The sequence below is a fragment of the Acinetobacter sp. HR7 genome, assembly GCF_000773685.1.
In the GTDB taxonomy this organism is placed as follows: Bacteria; Pseudomonadota; Gammaproteobacteria; order Pseudomonadales; family Moraxellaceae; genus Acinetobacter; species Acinetobacter thermotolerans.
The window spans coordinates 1-18,010 of the sequence record NZ_JPQO01000167.1 but is presented as its reverse complement, the minus strand read 5'-3'; the positions used below and the strand labels follow the sequence as shown (position 1 = coordinate 18,010).

Annotated in this window: 12 protein-coding genes and 1 pseudogene; 8 read left to right on the top strand and 5 right to left on the bottom strand. The window is 44.8% G+C overall.

What is annotated here, in order from left to right; genetic code table 11:
* Positions 1-17 precede the first annotated feature (17 nt).
* Positions 18-836, top strand: a complete 819-nt coding sequence (locus GW12_RS08435; RefSeq protein ID WP_034586232.1) for a rhomboid family intramembrane serine protease — start codon at positions 18-20, stop codon at positions 834-836.
* A gap of 19 nt (positions 837-855) precedes the next feature.
* Here the strand turns inward: GW12_RS08435 and GW12_RS08430 are convergent, their stop codons facing one another.
* Both GW12_RS08430 and GW12_RS08425 read right to left on the bottom strand, forming a co-directional pair.
* Positions 856-3,330, bottom strand: a complete 2,475-nt coding sequence (locus tag GW12_RS08430) for an ABC transporter permease (protein ID WP_034586229.1) — start codon at positions 3,328-3,330, stop codon at positions 856-858.
* A 1-nt stretch (position 3,331) separates the two neighbouring features.
* Positions 3,332-4,057 (bottom strand): ABC transporter ATP-binding protein, encoded by a 726-nt coding sequence (locus GW12_RS08425; RefSeq protein WP_034586226.1) that lies wholly within the window; start codon positions 4,055-4,057, stop codon positions 3,332-3,334.
* A 9-nt stretch (positions 4,058-4,066) separates the two neighbouring features.
* On the opposite strand from GW12_RS08425, the gene GW12_RS08420 reads away from it, so the two are divergent.
* The gene (locus GW12_RS08420; protein ID WP_034586224.1) at positions 4,067-4,702 is read left to right on the top strand and encodes an arylesterase; all 636 of its coding nucleotides are present in this window, start codon (positions 4,067-4,069) and stop codon (positions 4,700-4,702) included.
* Between the two features lie 34 nt (positions 4,703-4,736).
* Here the strand turns inward: GW12_RS08420 and GW12_RS08415 are convergent, their stop codons facing one another.
* The gene (locus GW12_RS08415; protein ID WP_034586221.1) at positions 4,737-5,351 is read right to left on the bottom strand and encodes a carbonic anhydrase; all 615 of its coding nucleotides are present in this window, start codon (positions 5,349-5,351) and stop codon (positions 4,737-4,739) included.
* A gap of 383 nt (positions 5,352-5,734) precedes the next feature.
* Between GW12_RS08415 and GW12_RS08410 the strand changes: the two genes are divergently transcribed.
* A complete protein-coding gene (locus tag GW12_RS08410) occupies positions 5,735-6,697 on the top strand; it encodes an alpha/beta fold hydrolase (RefSeq protein ID WP_375730990.1) in 963 nt (320 codons plus the stop codon).
* Between the two features lie 14 nt (positions 6,698-6,711).
* Complete coding sequence (locus GW12_RS08405) at positions 6,712-7,719, top strand: hypothetical protein (protein WP_034586216.1); 1,008 nt, start codon at positions 6,712-6,714, stop codon at positions 7,717-7,719.
* Positions 7,720-7,774: 55 nt separating this feature from the next.
* On the opposite strand, the gene nfuA is transcribed toward GW12_RS08405, so the two are convergent.
* Entirely contained in the window at positions 7,775-8,413 is a 639-nt protein-coding gene (nfuA, locus tag GW12_RS08400) for a Fe-S biogenesis protein NfuA (protein ID WP_034586213.1), read from the bottom strand.
* Positions 8,414-8,573: 160 nt separating this feature from the next.
* Between nfuA and GW12_RS08395 the strand changes: the two genes are divergently transcribed.
* Both GW12_RS08395 and GW12_RS08390 read left to right on the top strand, forming a co-directional pair.
* A complete protein-coding gene (locus GW12_RS08395; protein ID WP_034586435.1) occupies positions 8,574-9,191 on the top strand; it encodes a rhomboid family intramembrane serine protease in 618 nt (205 codons plus the stop codon).
* Positions 9,192-9,466: 275 nt separating this feature from the next.
* Entirely contained in the window at positions 9,467-11,008 is a 1,542-nt protein-coding gene (locus tag GW12_RS08390) for a hypothetical protein (RefSeq protein WP_034586210.1), read from the top strand.
* A 496-nt stretch (positions 11,009-11,504) separates the two neighbouring features.
* Here GW12_RS08390 and GW12_RS08385 read toward each other — a convergent pair whose 3' ends face one another.
* Entirely contained in the window at positions 11,505-13,124 is a 1,620-nt protein-coding gene (locus tag GW12_RS08385) for an inorganic phosphate transporter (protein ID WP_034586207.1), read from the bottom strand.
* A gap of 518 nt (positions 13,125-13,642) precedes the next feature.
* Here GW12_RS08385 and metH point away from each other — a divergent pair.
* Both metH and GW12_RS08375 read left to right on the top strand, forming a co-directional pair.
* Complete coding sequence (metH, locus tag GW12_RS08380) at positions 13,643-17,329, top strand: methionine synthase (protein WP_034586205.1); 3,687 nt, start codon at positions 13,643-13,645, stop codon at positions 17,327-17,329.
* Between the two features lie 234 nt (positions 17,330-17,563).
* Positions 17,564-18,010: pseudogene (locus GW12_RS08375) on the top strand (hypothetical protein); the annotation flags it as partial.

The following is an 18,010-nucleotide window of genomic DNA, read 5'->3' as shown; positions in this document are numbered from 1 at the left end:
TACAGCACAAGAATAGCATGTCTGAATACGCACCGCCTTCCATTCACCGTAAACTGGACGTCCACGCCTGGTGGTTCACTGCCCTGTTGATTGCTGTGAATGTCGGATTATTTGTCTGGCAGATTCTGACCGGCACCGATGCCAGCCATCCAAGTACGCAAGACGCCATTCGTTGGGGAGCTGATTATGCACCTTTGACTTATCTGGCGGAACCCATTCGCGTATTTAGCAGCATGTTTTTTCATTTTGGTCTGATTCACTTGATGTTGAACATGTGGGCGCTGTATATCTTTGGTAGTGTCGCCGAGCAGATGCTGGGGCGAGCCTATTTCGTTGGTCTGTATCTCTGTGCCGGGCTGATGGGAAGTCTACTGAGTGGCTATATGAGCATTCAGGATACTTATGCGCTAATTGAAGGTGGTGTCGCCAATCCGGAACTGTTTCCACGCGTCAGTGCCGGTGCTTCCGGTGCCGTGATGGGACTCGGTGGCGCATTGACCATTATTTCTATTCTGCCCATTTTACCCCGTCAGCGTTTTATTCTGGATAAAAAGACCCTGCTGATGGTGATGGGCATCAACCTGTTTATGGGCTTTATGATTGCCGGCATTAATAATGCCGCGCATATCGGCGGCATGATCATGGGTGCGGTACTTGCAGCCCTTTGGTATGCCGGGCAAAGACTACATAAGCCGGCAATCATTAATTTCATCGCCCTGCTTGCCGCCTTTGCAGCCTGCTATTTCATGTATCAATACAACCTTAAACTGCTTGAACCAATTCAGCCGCTCTGGGAAGAAGTACTGGAGATGATGCGTAAGCAACTGAACATCTAATTTAGGTATCATCAATTTCTTATTGGTTTAATTCTCGCAGGCTTTGCAACGGGGGAATTTCACTGAGATAACTCAGTCGATAACGTCCAATCAAGGCACATAACAGCGTCATAAAGATCGGCAGAATTACCCAGATTTCCCAATGTGGCTGAATCGGCAATTCCATACGATAGCTCGCCACTGCACTAATCACTTCCGCAAACAAGCAAGATACGATACCAGCACACAGTCCAATAAAACCAATTTCCAGACTAAGCATAGTTTTCAGTTTCTGCTTGGAACTGCCAAAAGAACGCAGCAAGGCCACTTCCCGCTTGCGTTCATCCATCAGTAAATTCAGGCAGGCAATCAACACCAGCACCCCAGAAACACTGACCAGTAGTGCCAGTACAGTGACAATCTGTACCAGCACATTCACAATACGTTTGATCTCGTTCAGGATCAATGTCACGTCAATAAATACGGTATTTGAAAATTGCTGGATCAACTGCACCAGTTTCGGCCGTTCCTGTTCCGGCACATAGAAACTCCCCAGATAACTGCCAGCATTAGCGTCCATGGTATTCGGTGTAAAGATAAAGAAGAAATTTGGGCTAAAACTCTCCCACTCCACACTACGCAGGTTCACCACTTTGGCTTCCAGTGGACCTTCAGGCAGACTAAAGGTCAGCTTGTCATCAATCTTGATCCCCAGCTCTTCCGCAGTCGCTGCTTCAACTGACACTTCTCCCGGCTGTTTGAGTTCAGCCTGACCACTGACAATCACATTATCTTGCGGATAGCGATCAGTCTGGGTCAGATTCAATTCCCGACGCAACGTATTGCTCTTTTTGATCAACTCAGCTGGAAATGGCTGATCATTTTTAGCAATCAATCGACCGCGAATGTTGGGATACAGAGGCGTACTTTTCCATCCATTTTCTTCTACTTGTGCCTTGAATGCGGGCATTTCAAAAGGTGGCAAGCCATAAACAAACTGGTTCGGTGTCCCTTCCGGCAACTGCTGCTGCCAGCGCTCCAGCAGATCGGTTCGTAACACGGCCAGCACCGTAATCAAACTTAAACCGAGAGCCAAAGCGGTAATCTGTAAAGCAGTCTGATAGGGCGTTCGGACATAAGCTGAAATTCGAGACTTGGAATTACGTAAAACTTTCAATAAGCCCCAAACCGTCAGGTACAGCGCGGCACAGAGCAAAATAATCGCGCCAATCACCCAAGCCGTCAGCACGATATTCTCTGTCAGCACAATACTGAAAATGATCAGGCTGACAGTACCACAGACCAGCATCCACAGCATGGAATGTACCGATTTTTCTTCCTGACGGATGACACGGATGGGTGGTGTGTTCAGCAACTGCCATAAGCTTGGCATTACAAAACCCAGTAACACCACGGCGCTGGTCAGCATGGCGATTGGCAAAGGTCCTAACAGCATCGCTGCCGCAGAAAATTCCAGTTTCAGGTTTGGAATCAGCTGCAACATCAGTTGCAGCAATCCATAACCTAGACTCACCCCAACGATGGCCCCAATCAGCATCGCAATCACTAGCACTAATCCAAGTAAGGCTAGATAAGCTGCTAGAATCTGATTCCGGGTCGCGCCGATACAACGCATCAGGGCAATATGATCCTGATTCTGCTGCACATAACGCTGTGCAGTTAAGGCGATCGCAATACCACACAGCAGAATGGTGAGGATATTGGCTAATTGCAGGAAAGTATCCAGATTGGCAATCGGCTTCATCAAGCGGGTATTGCTTTCATTGGCATTTCTGAGACGCAGGCTGTTCTGCTCTTCAAACTGCTCTTGATCCGCATCGGAATCCGATTCAGGTTTGATAATTTTTTTAAAATCTTTCTGATAGGCTTTAATGCTTTCTGGCTCACCTGCCATCAACAAACGGTAATCAATCCGGCTACCAACCTGAATCGCATTGGTTCTGGCTATATCAGCCTGAGAAATAATCACGGTTGGAGAAAAACCGGAAAAGCCTAGTTCCTGATTGGAGTCATAATCAATCACTGCGGTGATCTTAAACGCAGCGTCGGCAATATTGACCTGATCCCCTACTTGGACTTTCAACAAATCCAGGGCGCGTTGACTCAGCCAGATTTCACCCGGCTGAATCTGTTTTGCTGCAGGTTTAACACGGAGCTCACCACGTAAGGGAAAAGCTGAATCAATGGCTTTGACATTGACCATGACAAATTCATCATTGGTATGCGCCATACTGCCAAATACGGTGACTTCAGATTGCTGCAAGCCCAGCTGATCTGCTTTATCCCGCCAGCGATCTTCAATCGGTTCATTGTTGCTAAGCTGCAAATCCCCAGCCAGAATTTCCGCCGCCTGTAGAGCTACCGCATTCTGAATCTGCTCATTACTAAACTTGAGGGCTGTTGTGGCACTGATCGCCAAAGTCAGGGCAATAATCAACAGATAAATACCGGTGGTCTTAAAGCTTTGAGTCAGTAAAGGTCGGAAGAGATGCATATCATCCTCCATTTACATGTTCAGTTAATTGACCATTGCTCAATTCAAAATGGCGCTGGCATTGTTGGGCCAGTTGCTGGTCATGCGTGACCAAGACCAACGTTGTGCCGAGTTCTCGGTTTAACTGAAATAACAGCTGTTCAATTTCCTGCGCGGTTTCCCCATCCAGATTGCCGGTCGGTTCATCAGCAAAAATGATTTTTGGTTCACTGACCAAAGCCCGGGCAATCGCGACACGTTGCTGCTCCCCACCCGATAAGACTTTTGGCGTTTGCTGTGCCTGACGGTCTAACCCAACTCGCTTTAACAGATTCAAAGCTTTTTGTTCGGCTTCGGCATAGTTAAAGTTTGGTTGCAGTCGTAACGGTAACATGACATTTTCCAGCGCAGTCAGATGCGGCAACAGCTGAAAGGACTGAAATACAAAACCGATATTCTCCAGCCGGACCTTGGCCCGCTGTTCTTCATTCAGCTTGGTAATTGATTCACCACAAACCTGTAGCTGCCCGGAACTGGTCTGATCGAGGGTAGCCAGAATACCCAGTAAAGTCGATTTTCCAGAGCCCGATCGTCCAGTAATCGCCACCTGCTCACCGGCCTGAATTTCCAGATTCAGATTCTCAAAAATCGTCAACTGTTTTTGTGATAGTTGTATCTTTTGTGTCAATTGTTGAGCAGAAATGATGGGCTGTGGCATGATGGAGCTTCCTTGGCGGTCTTGAATCATACTTGTCCTATGCGTCTTAATATTCGAATTCTAAAGTCTTATTTATTCCGCAGCTTAGCGCTTTTCAGCCTGTGCCTGATGCCTGTTCTGGTTTCAGCAAAGACGATTATGATTCTGGGTGACAGCTTAAGTGCGGGTTATGGTATTCAACCTGAACAGGGTTGGGTTCATCTGTTGCAAAAACGTTTAGACCAACAGTATCCGAAACAGCATAAAGTGGTCAATGCAAGTGTCAGCGGCGAAACTACCAGCGGTGCCTTGGCACGTCTGCCTAAATTGCTACAAACGCATAAGCCGCATGTAGTGGTGATTGAATTAGGGGGAAATGATGGTCTGCGTGGTCAGCCGCCACAAATGATTCAGAAAAATCTCGCCAGTCTGGTCCAGCAAAGCCAGAAAGCAAAGGCAAAAGTCATTTTATTTGGCATGAAAATGCCACCCAATTATGGCCAGAGCTATAGCAAAGCCTTTGAAAACAACTACAAGGTAGTGAGCCAGCAATATAAAGTGAAATTACTGCCATTTTTCCTAAATGGCGTGGCGGGTAATAAAGACCTGATGCAACAGGATATGATCCATCCCAATGCCAAGGCGCAAAACATTCTGTTAAATAATGCTTACCCATACATTAAAGGCGCCCTCTAAGGCGCCTTTAATTCAATCAGATTACAGAATCTGATCAGAAGTCAAAAAAAGTGACTTCACCTGTTTCCAGTGAATATTCTGCACCAATCACTTGCAGTTTACCTTGCAGAATCAGGTTCTCTAGTACGGCAGACCCATGACGCAACTGGTTTACAGATGCAAAGACGTTAGATTTTACTGCATGTCGAGACAGTTTGTTTAAGTCATCTTTCAGTTCAGTCTGCATCAGGATTTCAACCGATGGACGAACACGATTCACAATTGACATTAGGTTTGCTGACGGTGGAGTTGCCGGATTAGTCAGTGCTTCAATGGTTGAATGAATCGCACCACAGTGGGTATGACCAAGTACGATGACCACAGGGCAGCCAAAGCTTTCTGCCGCGAATTCCACACTACCGACCTGAGACGGCGCCACAATGTTACCCGCAACACGAATCACGAACAGGTCGCCCAAACCTTGGTCAAAGATCATTTCCGCAGGTACACGCGAATCTGAACAGCCTAAAATAATCGCAAACGGTTCCTGACTTTCTGCCATTTCCGCACGTTCTTGATGCGATAATAATTTTAAATGCTGTGTTTCACCATTAACAAAGCGCTGGTTACCTTTTTTTAGACGTTCGATCGCTTCCTGAGCTGTGAGCATTCCTGTTTACCACCATTGTTTTAAGTTGCAATATCTTAATCCCCTGATATGGGAATGTCACTTGCAAAAAAAGAACTTGTGCAAATTTCTATCTTTTCGGATAGTTCACAGTTTTCTTGCCATTTCCTAGCATACTTCACATGAAAACCGGATTTTTTCTAGACAACTGTATAAGAAATTCGTGACATTGGTTCACAATAATTTACAATAGAAAACACATCATCGTTTTCACCCAAAAGTTCTATTTACTTTGTGATTCATAACGATCTTTGAGCAGTGCACCTGATGCAATACACGGAATTGTAGCCATGATAAAAACACCAATAAAACGCTCAAAATTACTGTGCGCGCTTGCCCTAGCTGTCACTTCAACTATTAGTACAATGAGTCAGGCCCAGGTCTTTTCACCTGCTCGTGCTCAGACTTCGAGCAATATCTTAAATCAATATTTATTCCAGCAACGCACCCAAGCAGGCTTGCAAAATAAAAGCATCAAAGTTGGGGAAATTACCTGGAGTTATAATGAAGGTGGCAGTAAAAACCGACCTTCTATTGTACTGATTCACGGTCTGGCCGGCACCAAAGATCATTGGAATCGTGTCGCACAGTTTCTGACTCCTTATTATCATGTCATCATTCCAGACCTGCCGAATAATGGCGATACCAGAACACCTGAGGACTTTGATTTTTCCGTACCGAATGTCACCTCACAGCTGCGCCAGTTTCTGGAAGCCTTAAAAGTTGAGAAAAATCTGCATGTGGCAGGTCATTCTCTGGGCGGTTCTATTGCCACTGTCTATGCCGCTCAATACCCTTTTGATACGCAAAGCCTGTTTCTCATCAATAGTGCCGGCATCTATAAACAGGCCAATACTCCATATACTCGTGATCCGCATGCTTTAAAAAATCTGATCGTGAATAAACCGGGCGATCTGGATGATGTGCGGCATAAATTGATGCAGCATCCACCTGCCTTGCCCGACAAACTGGTACAAGCACAGGAAAAACTGCTGATTTCACAAGCGGACAAAACCAGCAAAACCATTGACCAGATTGTCATGCTAAGCCGCATCTATACGCCAGAGACTTTTGCCCGCTTAACCCGTAATGTAGAAGCACCAACTTTAATTCTCTGGGGCAAGCAAGATCGTATTATAAACGTCGAAGTTGCCAAGGAACTGCATTCTTTATTAAAACGGGCTGAAACACCGATTATTCTGAATAATGTCGGTCACGTGCCGTTACTGGAAGCAGACCAACAGGTGGCACAGTATTATTTACCTTTCCTTGCAAAGACACAGACACTTAAAAATCCGCTTGCTGATAAACTCATTCCTTTAAATTAAGTTTTAGAATAACTATGCAGAAACACCAAATGATTGAGCAATTGATTGATGCTCAACTTGATTTTCTCGATCAGTCCTTTGCTCAATCTGAAACCATTCAGCAAGAGTTTCAGGCATTCTATCTCTGGTTTCGTAAACAGACACTGAAAGATCTGTGGAACCCAGCCCAGATTAACCAGCTGCTACAAAAGCAAATCTTAGGCACAGCAGCAAGCTCTTTTCTAATCGAACAGATTGCCGAACATATCCGTTTTGCACTGGTACATCCGGCAAATGACACGACCAAGATTTCTGATGTGATTCCGGTCATGACCATCGACAAGATTGCCCAGTATGTGGCGAGTAAAAGTAGTCACCGCCAACGCCTGATCAAACGCATCGTGAATAATCCTGCTTTCTCTGCCATGATCAGCCAATTGATCCAGCATTCGATTCAGGATTATCTGGACAATTCAATGATTGCGAAAAGTGTTCCGGGTGTTTCCCGCTTTATGAAAATGGGCAAATCGGTACTGGAAAATGTCACCGATAGCAGTCTGGACAATGCCATCAGCAAGTACCTGCAAAAGAATATCCTGAAGCTGGGTCAGCTGAGTGAAAATATCCTGAACCAGCATTTTGATGATGAGAAACTGTATCATTTTCAGGCAAATCTCTGGCATAAAATCAAGGATATGCCGTTATCAGTACTGAAAAATTATATTGAAGTGCAGGATCTGAACCAGACCGTGAATCTGGGTCATGAAATCTGGGACCATATCCGCCAGACTGATTATCTGCAGCAGCAATTACATGACGGCGTGCATGCCTGGTATGTACGTAATCAGGATCATACTTTTGACTCAATGCTGCGTGATCTGAATATTGACGAATCTCTGATTCAGCAGGAACTAAATGAATTATTGGTTCCTGTGATTCAGCAGATGATTTCACAAGGTCATTTACGTGAGCGTGCCCGTAGCTATCTGGAAAAATTCTATTATTCAAAAAGTACGTTAAAAATTTTAAAAATCGAAGCATAAAAAAAGACCCCGAACATTCGGGGTCTTTTTTCATAAGCTCAATTTGATTGAAGACTTATTTGAAGTAAGCACCTTCAGCCTGGCTGTGGTCAGTTTGGTCCACTACACGTGCCAGTTCTGGAATATGCTGTTTCAGCGTGGTTTCTACACCCTGTTTCAGCGTTACATCAATTGCTGAACAGCCTTGGCAACCGCCACCGAATTTCAGAACTGCTGTCAGACCATGTTCTTCATCTTCAATCACTTCTACCAGTGCACAGTTACCACCGTGACCTGCCAGACCTGGGTTAATTTCTGCCTGAAGCACATAAGTGATCCGCTCTTCTACAGATGCATCTGGACCCACACGTGGCACTTTAGAGTTTGGCGCACGGAAAGTCAGCTGACCACCAAAACGGTCTTTGTTGTAATCAATCACGGCATCCAGCAAGTAAGGAATTGACGGTGTATCGATGTATGCAGGAAAATCTGGATATTCCTGTTTGTAGTCTGTCGGTACAACTTCATCCGGTGCACTATAAGCCATGCAACATTCAGCGCGCGGAGTACCAGGATTTTCCACGAAAATACGCACACCAATGCCCGGCGTGTTTTGCTTTTCCAGCAATTCTTTCAAATACTCTTGCGCATTTGGTGTAATCAATAGGTTCGGAATTTCCTCTGCAACTGTAGTGCTGCTGTTCTCAGTCGACATAACAATAATTTCCTCAAGCTGAAGCTGCTATTTTAACTGAAGATGCGGGGGAAATATAAAATTTCAACTAAAATTGTCGGATTTATTATAAAAGTTCCACCTAAATGCCAGATTAATGGCAAGATTAGATATCCCGACTTCAGAATTAGAACTGTCTTATATGCTGCATTTACCTTTTAATCATACCATTACCCTTATTCTGATTACCTGTGTCATCTCTTTCATTGCTTTTTCCAAAGAAAAAGTAATGAACCGTCTAATTTTCTGGCCGCCTGCCATTCAACGTGGTGAATATGACCGCTTTATTGCGCATGGTTTTATTCATGCTGATGGTACCCATCTGCTGTTCAACATGATTACCCTGTTCTTCTTTGGCAGCATCATTGAAAGCTTTTACCGCCAGTATCTGTTTGACATGGGCTTTGTGCTGTTCTATCTGGGGGGGCTAATTGCGGCAATCCTGCCAAGCTATTTAAAGAATAAAAATAATCCGCGCTGGGCCAGCCTGGGTGCATCAGGTGCAGTTTCTGCGGTACTGTTCGCCTATATCCTGTTTGAGCCATGGAAACTGATTTTTGTGTTCTTTATTCCAGTACCCGCGATTATTTTTGCCGTGCTATATGTGGTTTATAGTGTCTGGTCTGGCAAACGCGGCAACAGCAATATCAACCATAGTGCTCACCTATGGGGAGCAGCTTATGGGGTGATCATCACCATCATTCTAGAACCTCTTGTCATTCCACATTTCCTAAATAAACTAGCTCAGCTTCCGCTTTAAATTTTATGGAGCACGGGGATAGTCTTATCCCCTTTTATGATTTATAGAGATCTGTCCGGATTACTCTATTTTCGTACCGAGTGAGCTGATACAAGTTCAGTTAATGAATTTTTAAGCAGATTCCTCAAAGGAAGTATCATACTTCCTTTTTACTTGAAACATCTCGTAATAATTTCCAAAGTCAGGATGTCATATATTGCCAAGCCTGGACTAAATTTTGCAGCGATAATGTGTATATCTATCTATAAATCGCTGTAAATCACGAGATATTTTGCATGTCCAATTCCCTAGACGGTCTTCAATTCACCATTTCAGCCTCAGAAAAAAAACCAAGCACCTCAAAAATTGGCCGTAACATCATTTCCGCAGCCCTAGGTGCAGTTGATCCTGTACATGCCAATGCCGCACAACAGGAGAAAAACTGGCGCAAACAGTATCCAGTGCATTTTAAGCGCCTGGTTGAAGATGGACTGCGTTCTGCAGGTGCTGCACTGAGTATTGCCAAACAGGGTCTGGAAACGGCGCATTGCAGTTTTGAGTTTTACCGTAATGGTCAAAAATATGTACTCAAAGATGTGATGTCTTTGCCTGCAGAAAAACTGCATACTTTCCAGCTAAAAGGCTCATCAGAAAATTCACCGGAATGGTATGTGCCTTATCATGGCAAAAAGCTGCAAGGACAAGCTTTACTAGATCAGATCCAGTCTTGGGAAGAACGTGGAATTGTCGAACCAAGTCATGCCAATGCCCTGCGTGAATGTATTTCCCATCCGGAATGGTTTGACCTGTCGGATCGTACTATGGTGCTCTTCGGCGCCGCTTCTGAAGCAGGCCCACTGACCTGGTTATCCAAATGGAGAGCTAATATTGTCGCGATTGACCTGCCGAATACCCGTGTCTGGGGCAAGATTCTGGATACCGTGAGTCAAGGCAATGCCACTTTATATGCACCATCGGTTGAAGCACTATCTGCAGATACATCACTGGAAATCTTAAAAGAAAAACTCGGCGCAAATCTGCTGACCCAGATTCCTGAAATTGCCCAATGGCTAATTCAGTTCAAGCAAGATCTGGATCTGGCCGCGATTGCCTATCTGGATGGCGAAAAGCACGTGCGGGTTTCCATGGCGATGGATGCCATTATGAGCTACGTCAGTGAACAGAAAGCAAATACCAGCCTGATGTATATGTGCACTCCAACCGATGTCTACGCAGTACCTGAAGAAGTGGTTCAGGCTGCACAAAGCAAATACCAGCAATTGTCTAAACTGGAAAGTACCTTAACCAAGGGCATTTCACTGATTTCCCGTAAACACTTCTTCCAGAAAAATGAGCAGGAACTCTTCAAAGTTGGCGAAAAACCTTACGGTGTTAGTGACTGTCTGGTGGTGGAGCAAGGTCCAAACTATGCACTGGCCAAACGTCTGCAGCAATGGCGTGCAACTTTAGCGCGTGCTAATGGTCAGTGTGTCAGTATCAATATTGCACCTTCAACCACGACTTATTCAGTGACCAAGAACCCTTTGTTAAAAGCAGCATTTAATGGCGCCAGTCTGTTTGATGTCGAAGCCTTTGCACCTGAAACGACGAATGCGATTATGGCAGCGCTGTGGATTCACGACCTGCGTAATCCTGAATCTGTGGCCAATCCAGATGTAAAACTGAATCATCCACTCGAGTTGATGATGTATGGCGCAAACCATGGCGGTTTATGGCGTGTGGCTTATCTGGCGCGTACTGCCCTGCCATTTGCGGCTTTATATGGTTTTGCAACGGATAAATTACCGAAAGGATTACTGGGTAGGTTGAAAAAATAATTTTTCTTAAATGAAGTTCCCTCTCCTGAGCAAGCTTTAAAGCACTGCTTTTAAAATGCAGCGCAAGTGAGGGTTAAGGAGAAGTATTTTAATAGTTATTCCTATTCTTTCCCCTCACCCCAGCCCTCTCCCATAGGGAGAGGGCGCATCCGTTATAAATCTAAATTACTATTAGATATTTAAACCTACATCTTTTAGGTAAAAAAAGAGCAGCATTAAGCTTAAATCACTCTATTTGAATACGTAATGTAAAATCCCCTCTCCTTCTAGGAGAGGGTTAGGGAGAGGTCAATATAGGCTTTTAATCTTTCAAATTTTTATGAATGGACTTTAAGCAAATTGAAGTTGATCCATTCTTTTCTTCTTTACTTTTGAAAGATCGAAAGTAACAAAAATCTTTTGTTAGACTGATGATATGTCCCTATATCACAGTCTAACGGCGACATCCCTGTCGCCTTAGTCGTTATCCTGATTTCCTCTTTTACATCCGATCTTTTTAGAAAACTTTTAATAACAACCAGTACAGTGCACCGGATAAACAGATCGTTGCGGGTAGTGTAAACACCCAGGCAGACAAAATCGATTTCACCATCTTGAAGTTCAGACCGGATTTGTTCGCCACCATGGTACCTGCAACGGCAGAGTTTAAAACGTGCGTGGTAGATACCGGCATACCAAAGCCATCCGCAGCAGCAATCGTAGACATCGCAACCAGTTCAGCAGACATACCCTGACCATAAGTCATGTGTTCTTTACCAATACGCTCGCCCACAGTCACCACGATGCGTTTCCAGCCCACCATAGTCCCTAAGCCCAGTGCCAAGGCAGTTGCCACTTTCACCCAGGTTGGGATGTACTGCAAGAATGAATCCAGATTATCGCGATATTCATCGACTGTTTTTTCCTGAGCAGCGGTCATCGTCGGTAAAGCTTCTGCTTTTTCCAGACGTTTAAATGCTGTGGTGCTCAGGTACATGTCATTACGGAATTCAGACACCTGTGCTTCAGGAACATCCTTGATGTTGCTGTAGCTGCCGACCTTGTCACCCAGGTGATCCGTCAGGCTTGCCAGTGCAGGTACCACTTCAGCATTCAGTTCTTTGGTTTGAATGTAAGTCGTGATGATGGCGCGTGCTTTTTCATCTGGAATATCTTCATGCTTTGGATAGATGGCATCAGCCGTTTGTACAGACAGCTGACCGAAAGACTGGATATGTGCGGTATCCAGATTCTTGTTCAGTGAGTAAGCCAGCGGTACACAGCCGATCAGGATCAGCATGATCAGGCCCATACCTTTTTGACCGTCGTTTGAACCATGCGCAAAGCTGACACCAGTACAGGTAAAGATCAGAATGGCACGAATCAGTGGTGGTGGTGGCTTGTTGCCTTCAGGTGGCTTAAACAGTTCAAGCTGACGTTTAAAGATTTTTTTCACCAACAGGAACAAGATGCCGGCAAAAACAAAACCGATCAGTGGCGAGAACAGCAAGGCTTTACCGACCTTGATCACCTGCTCAACATCGACACCAGATGCACCACTACCCGCATTCAGCAGATAGTTCATGATGCCGACACCCAGAATCGAACCGATCAGGGTATGGGAACTGGAAGCTGGAATACCCAAGAACCAAGTGCCCAAGTTCCAAAGAATCGCCGCAATCAGCATGGAAAAGACCATGGCAAAACCGGCACCGGTGCCGACATTCATGATCAGCTCAACCGGCAACAGGGCGATAATCCCATAGGCAACCGCGCCGCTTGCGACCATCACCCCCATGAAATTACAGAAACCCGCCCACATCACAGCCACAGGTGCAGACAAGGCGTTGGTATAAATCACGGTTGCTACTGCATTGGCGGTATCGTGGAAACCGTTGACAAATTCAAAGCCCAGCGCAATCAGTAATGCTGTGCCTAAAAGGATCAATGACCCCATCTGTACCGCAGGGACATGTGCAATATCGGAAGTCAATTGAAAGCCGATATAGATCAGCGTCGAAATGATTAGAGTCAGGAACACCGGCATAAAAAACTTCGGTGTCGGCACATGTACGTTCTTCGTGTGTTTTGAAGACGTTCCTTGTGCTGATTCTAAGGGAGTTTGATTAGAATTCATGCAAGCAGGAATAGAGGATTCTAGAATCCCCATATTGTTCAATTAAATTGTGACAATTATATGACAATGACCTGCCAGCGAAAGTAATTTTTTAGACTTTATAACTGCCAGTGATCCTAAAATTTTTACAAAAAATTTTATTTTTAAATTTTATTAATCAATTACTTGTGAACATTCACCCTTTTCTGATGTGCCAGTTTTTATAGGTTTTGAACTATATAAGCGGCTAAAGTTCAGCCTGTCATAGAACCACTTAATTGCTGCTTGTCTAAATATTGCGCCCCTAAGATGACAGTCTGATGAAACTCGCTTACATTTTTCTGTTCAGCTCAGCTTGTTAATCTGTCCATCGCTTTTTTTGAGTTTTCTATCTGATTTCAGTCTTCTATCCAGCGTCTGAACTGCTTATCAAAATTTCATATCAGACATATCCAGCATTCTGAAGAACAGCTACAGCAAACTGTCCACTAATCTGTTAAGATTATTGCCGTTTTTTAATGCTTACTGAGAAAGTTTGAATGTCCACACTTGCCACCCTAAAAGAACTTCTTGCCAAGAGAATTTTAATTATCGATGGTGCGATGGGTACCATGATCCAACGCCATAAATTGGAAGAAGCCGATTATCGTGGTGAGCGTTTTGCTGATTGGGCATACGACCTTAAAGGCAATAACGACTTATTGGTACTGACCCAGCCACAGATTATTCAAGGCATTCACGAAGCCTACCTTGAAGCCGGTGCCGATATCATTGAAACCAACTCCTTCAATGGTACCCGCGTTTCCATGTCCGACTATCACATGGAAGATCTGGTTCCGGAAATCAACCGTGAAGCTGCGCGTCTGGCCAAAGAAGCTTGTGCCAAATATTCAACACCAGAAAAACCACGTTTCGTGGCAGGTGTGATTGGACCAACATCACGCACCACTTCCATTTCACCGAATGTGAACGACCCAGCCTTCCGTAATATCACTTTTGACGAACTGAAAGTGAATTACATGGAATCAACCAAGGCGTTGATTGAAGGCGGTGCCGATATCATCCTGATCGAGACTATCTTCGATACCTTGAATGCCAAAGCTGCGATCTTTGCAGTCAAAGAAGTGTTCAAAGAACTGGGCACCGAATTACCAATTATGATTTCCGGGACTATTACTGATGCTTCTGGCCGTACTTTAACTGGTCAAACTGCAGAAGCGTTCTGGAACTCGGTACGTCATGCGGAACCGCTATCAATCGGCTTTAACTGTGCCCTCGGTGCCGATGCAATGCGTCCACACGTGAAAACCGTGTCTGACGTTGCTGATACCTTTGTTTCTGCACACCCGAACGCCGGCCTACCAAATGCTTTCGGTGGTTATGATGAAACGCCGGAACAGACTGCGGCCTTTATTAAAGAATTCGCTGAAAGCGGTTTGATTAACATCACGGGCGGTTGCTGTGGTACCACTCCGGATCATATCCGTGCGATTGCGCAAGCCGTTGAAGGCATTGCACCACGTAAAGTACCAGAAATCGAACCAGCATGCCGTCTCAGTGGTTTAGAACCATTTAACATCACCAAAGATTCGTTGTTCGTGAATGTCGGTGAACGAACCAACGTCACCGGTTCAAAAAAATTCCTGCGTCTGATCAAAGAAGAAAACTTCACTGAAGCTCTGGACGTTGCCCGTCAGCAGGTTGAAGCCGGTGCACAGATCATCGACATTAACATGGATGAAGGTATGCTGGATTCTCAAGGGGCAATGGTTCACTTCCTGAATCTGATCGCCTCTGAGCCGGATATCTCACGTGTGCCGATCATGTTGGATTCGTCTAAATGGGACATTATCGAAGCGGGTCTGAAATGCGTACAGGGTAAAGCGGTCGTGAACTCGATTTCCCTGAAAGAAGGTTATGACGAATTTGTCGAACGTGCCCGCCTGTGCCGTCAGTACGGTGCTGCCGTGATCGTCATGGCCTTTGATGAAGATGGTCAGGCAGATACTGCGGAACGCAAAAAATCGATCTGTAAACGTTCGTATGACATTCTGGTCAATGAAGTCGGCTTCCCTTCTGAAGACATCATCTTTGACCCGAACGTGTTTGCGGTAGCAACCGGTATCGAAGAACATAATAACTATGCTGTTGACTTCATCGAAGCGACTGGCTGGATCAAACAGAACCTGCCAAATGCCATGATCTCTGGCGGTATCTCAAATGTATCCTTCTCATTCCGTGGTAATGAGCCTGTCCGTGAAGCGATCCATGCGGTATTCCTGTACTACGGTATCCAGCAAGGTCTGACCATGGGTATCGTGAATGCCGGTCAGCTGGCGATTTACGATGACATCGATCCTGAACTGAAAGCTGCGGTTGAAGATGTGATCCTAAACCGTAACCAGGGCGAAAGCGGCAACGAAGCAACTGAAAAACTGCTGGAAATTGCTGAAAAATACCGTGGTCAGGGCGGCAGCCAGAAAGCTGAAGAAGATCTGGCTTGGCGTAATGAACCGGTAGAAAAACGTCTTGAGTACGCACTGGTCAAAGGCATTACCACTTATATCGACCAGGATACTGAAGAAGCGCGTCTGAAAGCGGTTCGTCCACTGGATGTGATTGAAGGTCCATTGATGGCGGGTATGAACGTGGTTGGTGACCTGTTCGGTGCCGGTAAAATGTTCCTGCCACAGGTGGTGAAATCTGCACGTGTGATGAAACAGGCCGTGGCTTGGCTGAATCCGTTCATTGAAGCAGAGAAAACCCAAGGCGAAGCCAAAGGTAAAATCCTGCTGGCGACCGTAAAAGGTGACGTACACGATATCGGTAAGAACATTGTCGGCGTGGTACTGGGCTGTAACGGTTATGACATCGTGGATCTTGGCGTGATGGTGCCATGTGAAAAAATCCTGCAAACCGCGATTGACGAAAAAGTCGATATCATCGGTCTGTCTGGTCTGATCACCCCTTCTCTGGATGAGATGGTATTTGTTGCCAAAGAAATGCAGCGCAAAGGCTTCAAGATTCCATTGATGATTGGTGGTGCGACGACTTCTAAAGCACACACTGCCGTGAAGATTGCGCCTCAATACCAAAATGATGGCGTACTTTATACGGCTGATGCTTCACGTGCAGTCGGTGTAGCGACCCAGTTACTGTCTCCAGAAATGAAGCCACAGTTACTGGCAGACTATGCCGCGGATTATGAAAAAATCCGTGTGCGTTTAGCGAATAAACAACCGAAAGCAGCAAAGCTGTCTTATCAGGAAGCAATTGAAAATAGCTTCAAGATCGACTTCGACAAGAATGCGCCAGTAAAACCAAACTTTATTGGTTCACAAACCTTCACCAACTATCCGCTGGAAACCTTGGTGGAATACTTTGACTGGACACCGTTCTTTATTTCTTGGAGTCTGGCGGGTAAATTCCCGAAAATCCTGGAAGATGAAGTGGTTGGTGAAGCAGCACGTGACCTGTATAACCAGGCTCAGGAAATGCTGAAAGACATCATCGAAAATAAACGTTTCGATGCACGTGCAACCTTTAGCATTTACCCAGCGAACCGTGTCGCAGCAGATACAGTTGCCGTTGCCGATCAAAATGGCAATGTTACCCATATCTTCCAGCATCTGCGTCAGCAATCTGACAAGGTAACTGGCAAAGCCAACTACTCGCTGGCTGACTTTATTGCGCCTAAAAATGTGGCTCAGGATTATCTGGGTGGCTTTACCGTTTCGATCTTCGGTGCGGAAGAACTGGCAAATGAGTACAAGGCCAAAGGCGACGACTATAACGCGATTCTGGTGCAGTCACTGGCTGACCGTTTTGCGGAAGCCTTTGCAGAACATCTGCACCAGCGGATCCGTAAGGAGTTCTGGGGTTATCAGGCAGATGAGTCTTTAACTAACGATGAGTTGATTAAAGAGAAATATGTTGGTATCCGTCCAGCACCGGGTTACCCTGCTTGTCCTGAGCACTCAGAAAAAGCGCCATTGTTTGACTGGTTGGGTTCAACTGACAAGATTGGTACTTACCTGACTTCTAGTTTTGCAATGTGGCCACCTTCATCAGTCAGCGGTTTCTATTATGCGAACCCGCAAACTGAATACTTTAACGTGGGTAAAATCTCTGGTGATCAGCTGGAAGATTATGCGAAACGTAAAGGCTGGACACTGGATGAAGCGAAACGCTGGTTAGCGCCTAATCTGGATGATTCTATCGTGTAAGATTCCTCTAGTTTAGAGTGGAAAAAATCCCCTCAATTGAGGGGATTTTTTTTGTTTAAGTACTTTTGAATCCCCCTAAATCCCCCCTTTTGCAAAGGGGGACTTTCACGCATCAATTTAATTACATGACAGCTCCTCCCTTTTCTAAAGGGAGGTTGGGAGGGATTAATTGATTAATAATAAAAATTAAGCGATATTATTCAAATTTTCAAAAACATACGCATACTGAAAAAAATGAATAATATATGTGCGCTTTGCCATGAATCGAAAGAATTAAAAGAAAGTCACTTTATCCCCAAATTTGTTGGTAAATGGCTAAAAAAGACTAGTGCTACAGGCTATCTCCGAAACGTAGATAACATCAATAAAAGGCAACAAGATATTATCAAGGACTATCTATTATGCAGCGATTGTGAGCTTCTTTTTTCGAGTTGGGAAAAACAATTTTCTGAAAAAATGTTTATGCCTTTTTTAGATCAAAAAATTTATGTTATTGAGTATAAAGATTGGTTAGCAAAATTCTGTGCTTCCCTTTCATGGAGAACATTAATCTACATAAAAAATAAGAATTCTAATTTTGAAAATGAAAGTAAGTATTTCATAGATCAGATCAATCGTGCTGAACTGAACTTAAGAAATTTCCTTTTAGGTAAACAAGATAATAGGACTTACGCATTGACG

Coding starts and splice junctions, on each gene's coding strand:
- GW12_RS08435 (WP_034586232.1), top strand. CDS start 18: ATGTCTGAATACGCACCGCCTTCCATTCACCGTAAACTGGACGTCCAC.
- GW12_RS08430 (WP_034586229.1), bottom strand. CDS start 3,330: ATGCATCTCTTCCGACCTTTACTGACTCAAAGCTTTAAGACCACCGGT.
- GW12_RS08425 (WP_034586226.1), bottom strand. CDS start 4,057: ATGATTCAAGACCGCCAAGGAAGCTCCATCATGCCACAGCCCATCATT.
- GW12_RS08420 (WP_034586224.1), top strand. CDS start 4,067: ATGCGTCTTAATATTCGAATTCTAAAGTCTTATTTATTCCGCAGCTTA.
- GW12_RS08415 (WP_034586221.1), bottom strand. CDS start 5,351: ATGCTCACAGCTCAGGAAGCGATCGAACGTCTAAAAAAAGGTAACCAG.
- GW12_RS08410 (WP_375730990.1), top strand. CDS start 5,735: ATGAGTCAGGCCCAGGTCTTTTCACCTGCTCGTGCTCAGACTTCGAGC.
- GW12_RS08405 (WP_034586216.1), top strand. CDS start 6,712: ATGCAGAAACACCAAATGATTGAGCAATTGATTGATGCTCAACTTGAT.
- nfuA (WP_034586213.1), bottom strand. CDS start 8,413: ATGTCGACTGAGAACAGCAGCACTACAGTTGCAGAGGAAATTCCGAAC.
- GW12_RS08395 (WP_034586435.1), top strand. CDS start 8,574: ATGCTGCATTTACCTTTTAATCATACCATTACCCTTATTCTGATTACC.
- GW12_RS08390 (WP_034586210.1), top strand. CDS start 9,467: ATGTCCAATTCCCTAGACGGTCTTCAATTCACCATTTCAGCCTCAGAA.
- GW12_RS08385 (WP_034586207.1), bottom strand. CDS start 13,124: ATGAATTCTAATCAAACTCCCTTAGAATCAGCACAAGGAACGTCTTCA.
- metH (WP_034586205.1), top strand. CDS start 13,643: ATGTCCACACTTGCCACCCTAAAAGAACTTCTTGCCAAGAGAATTTTA.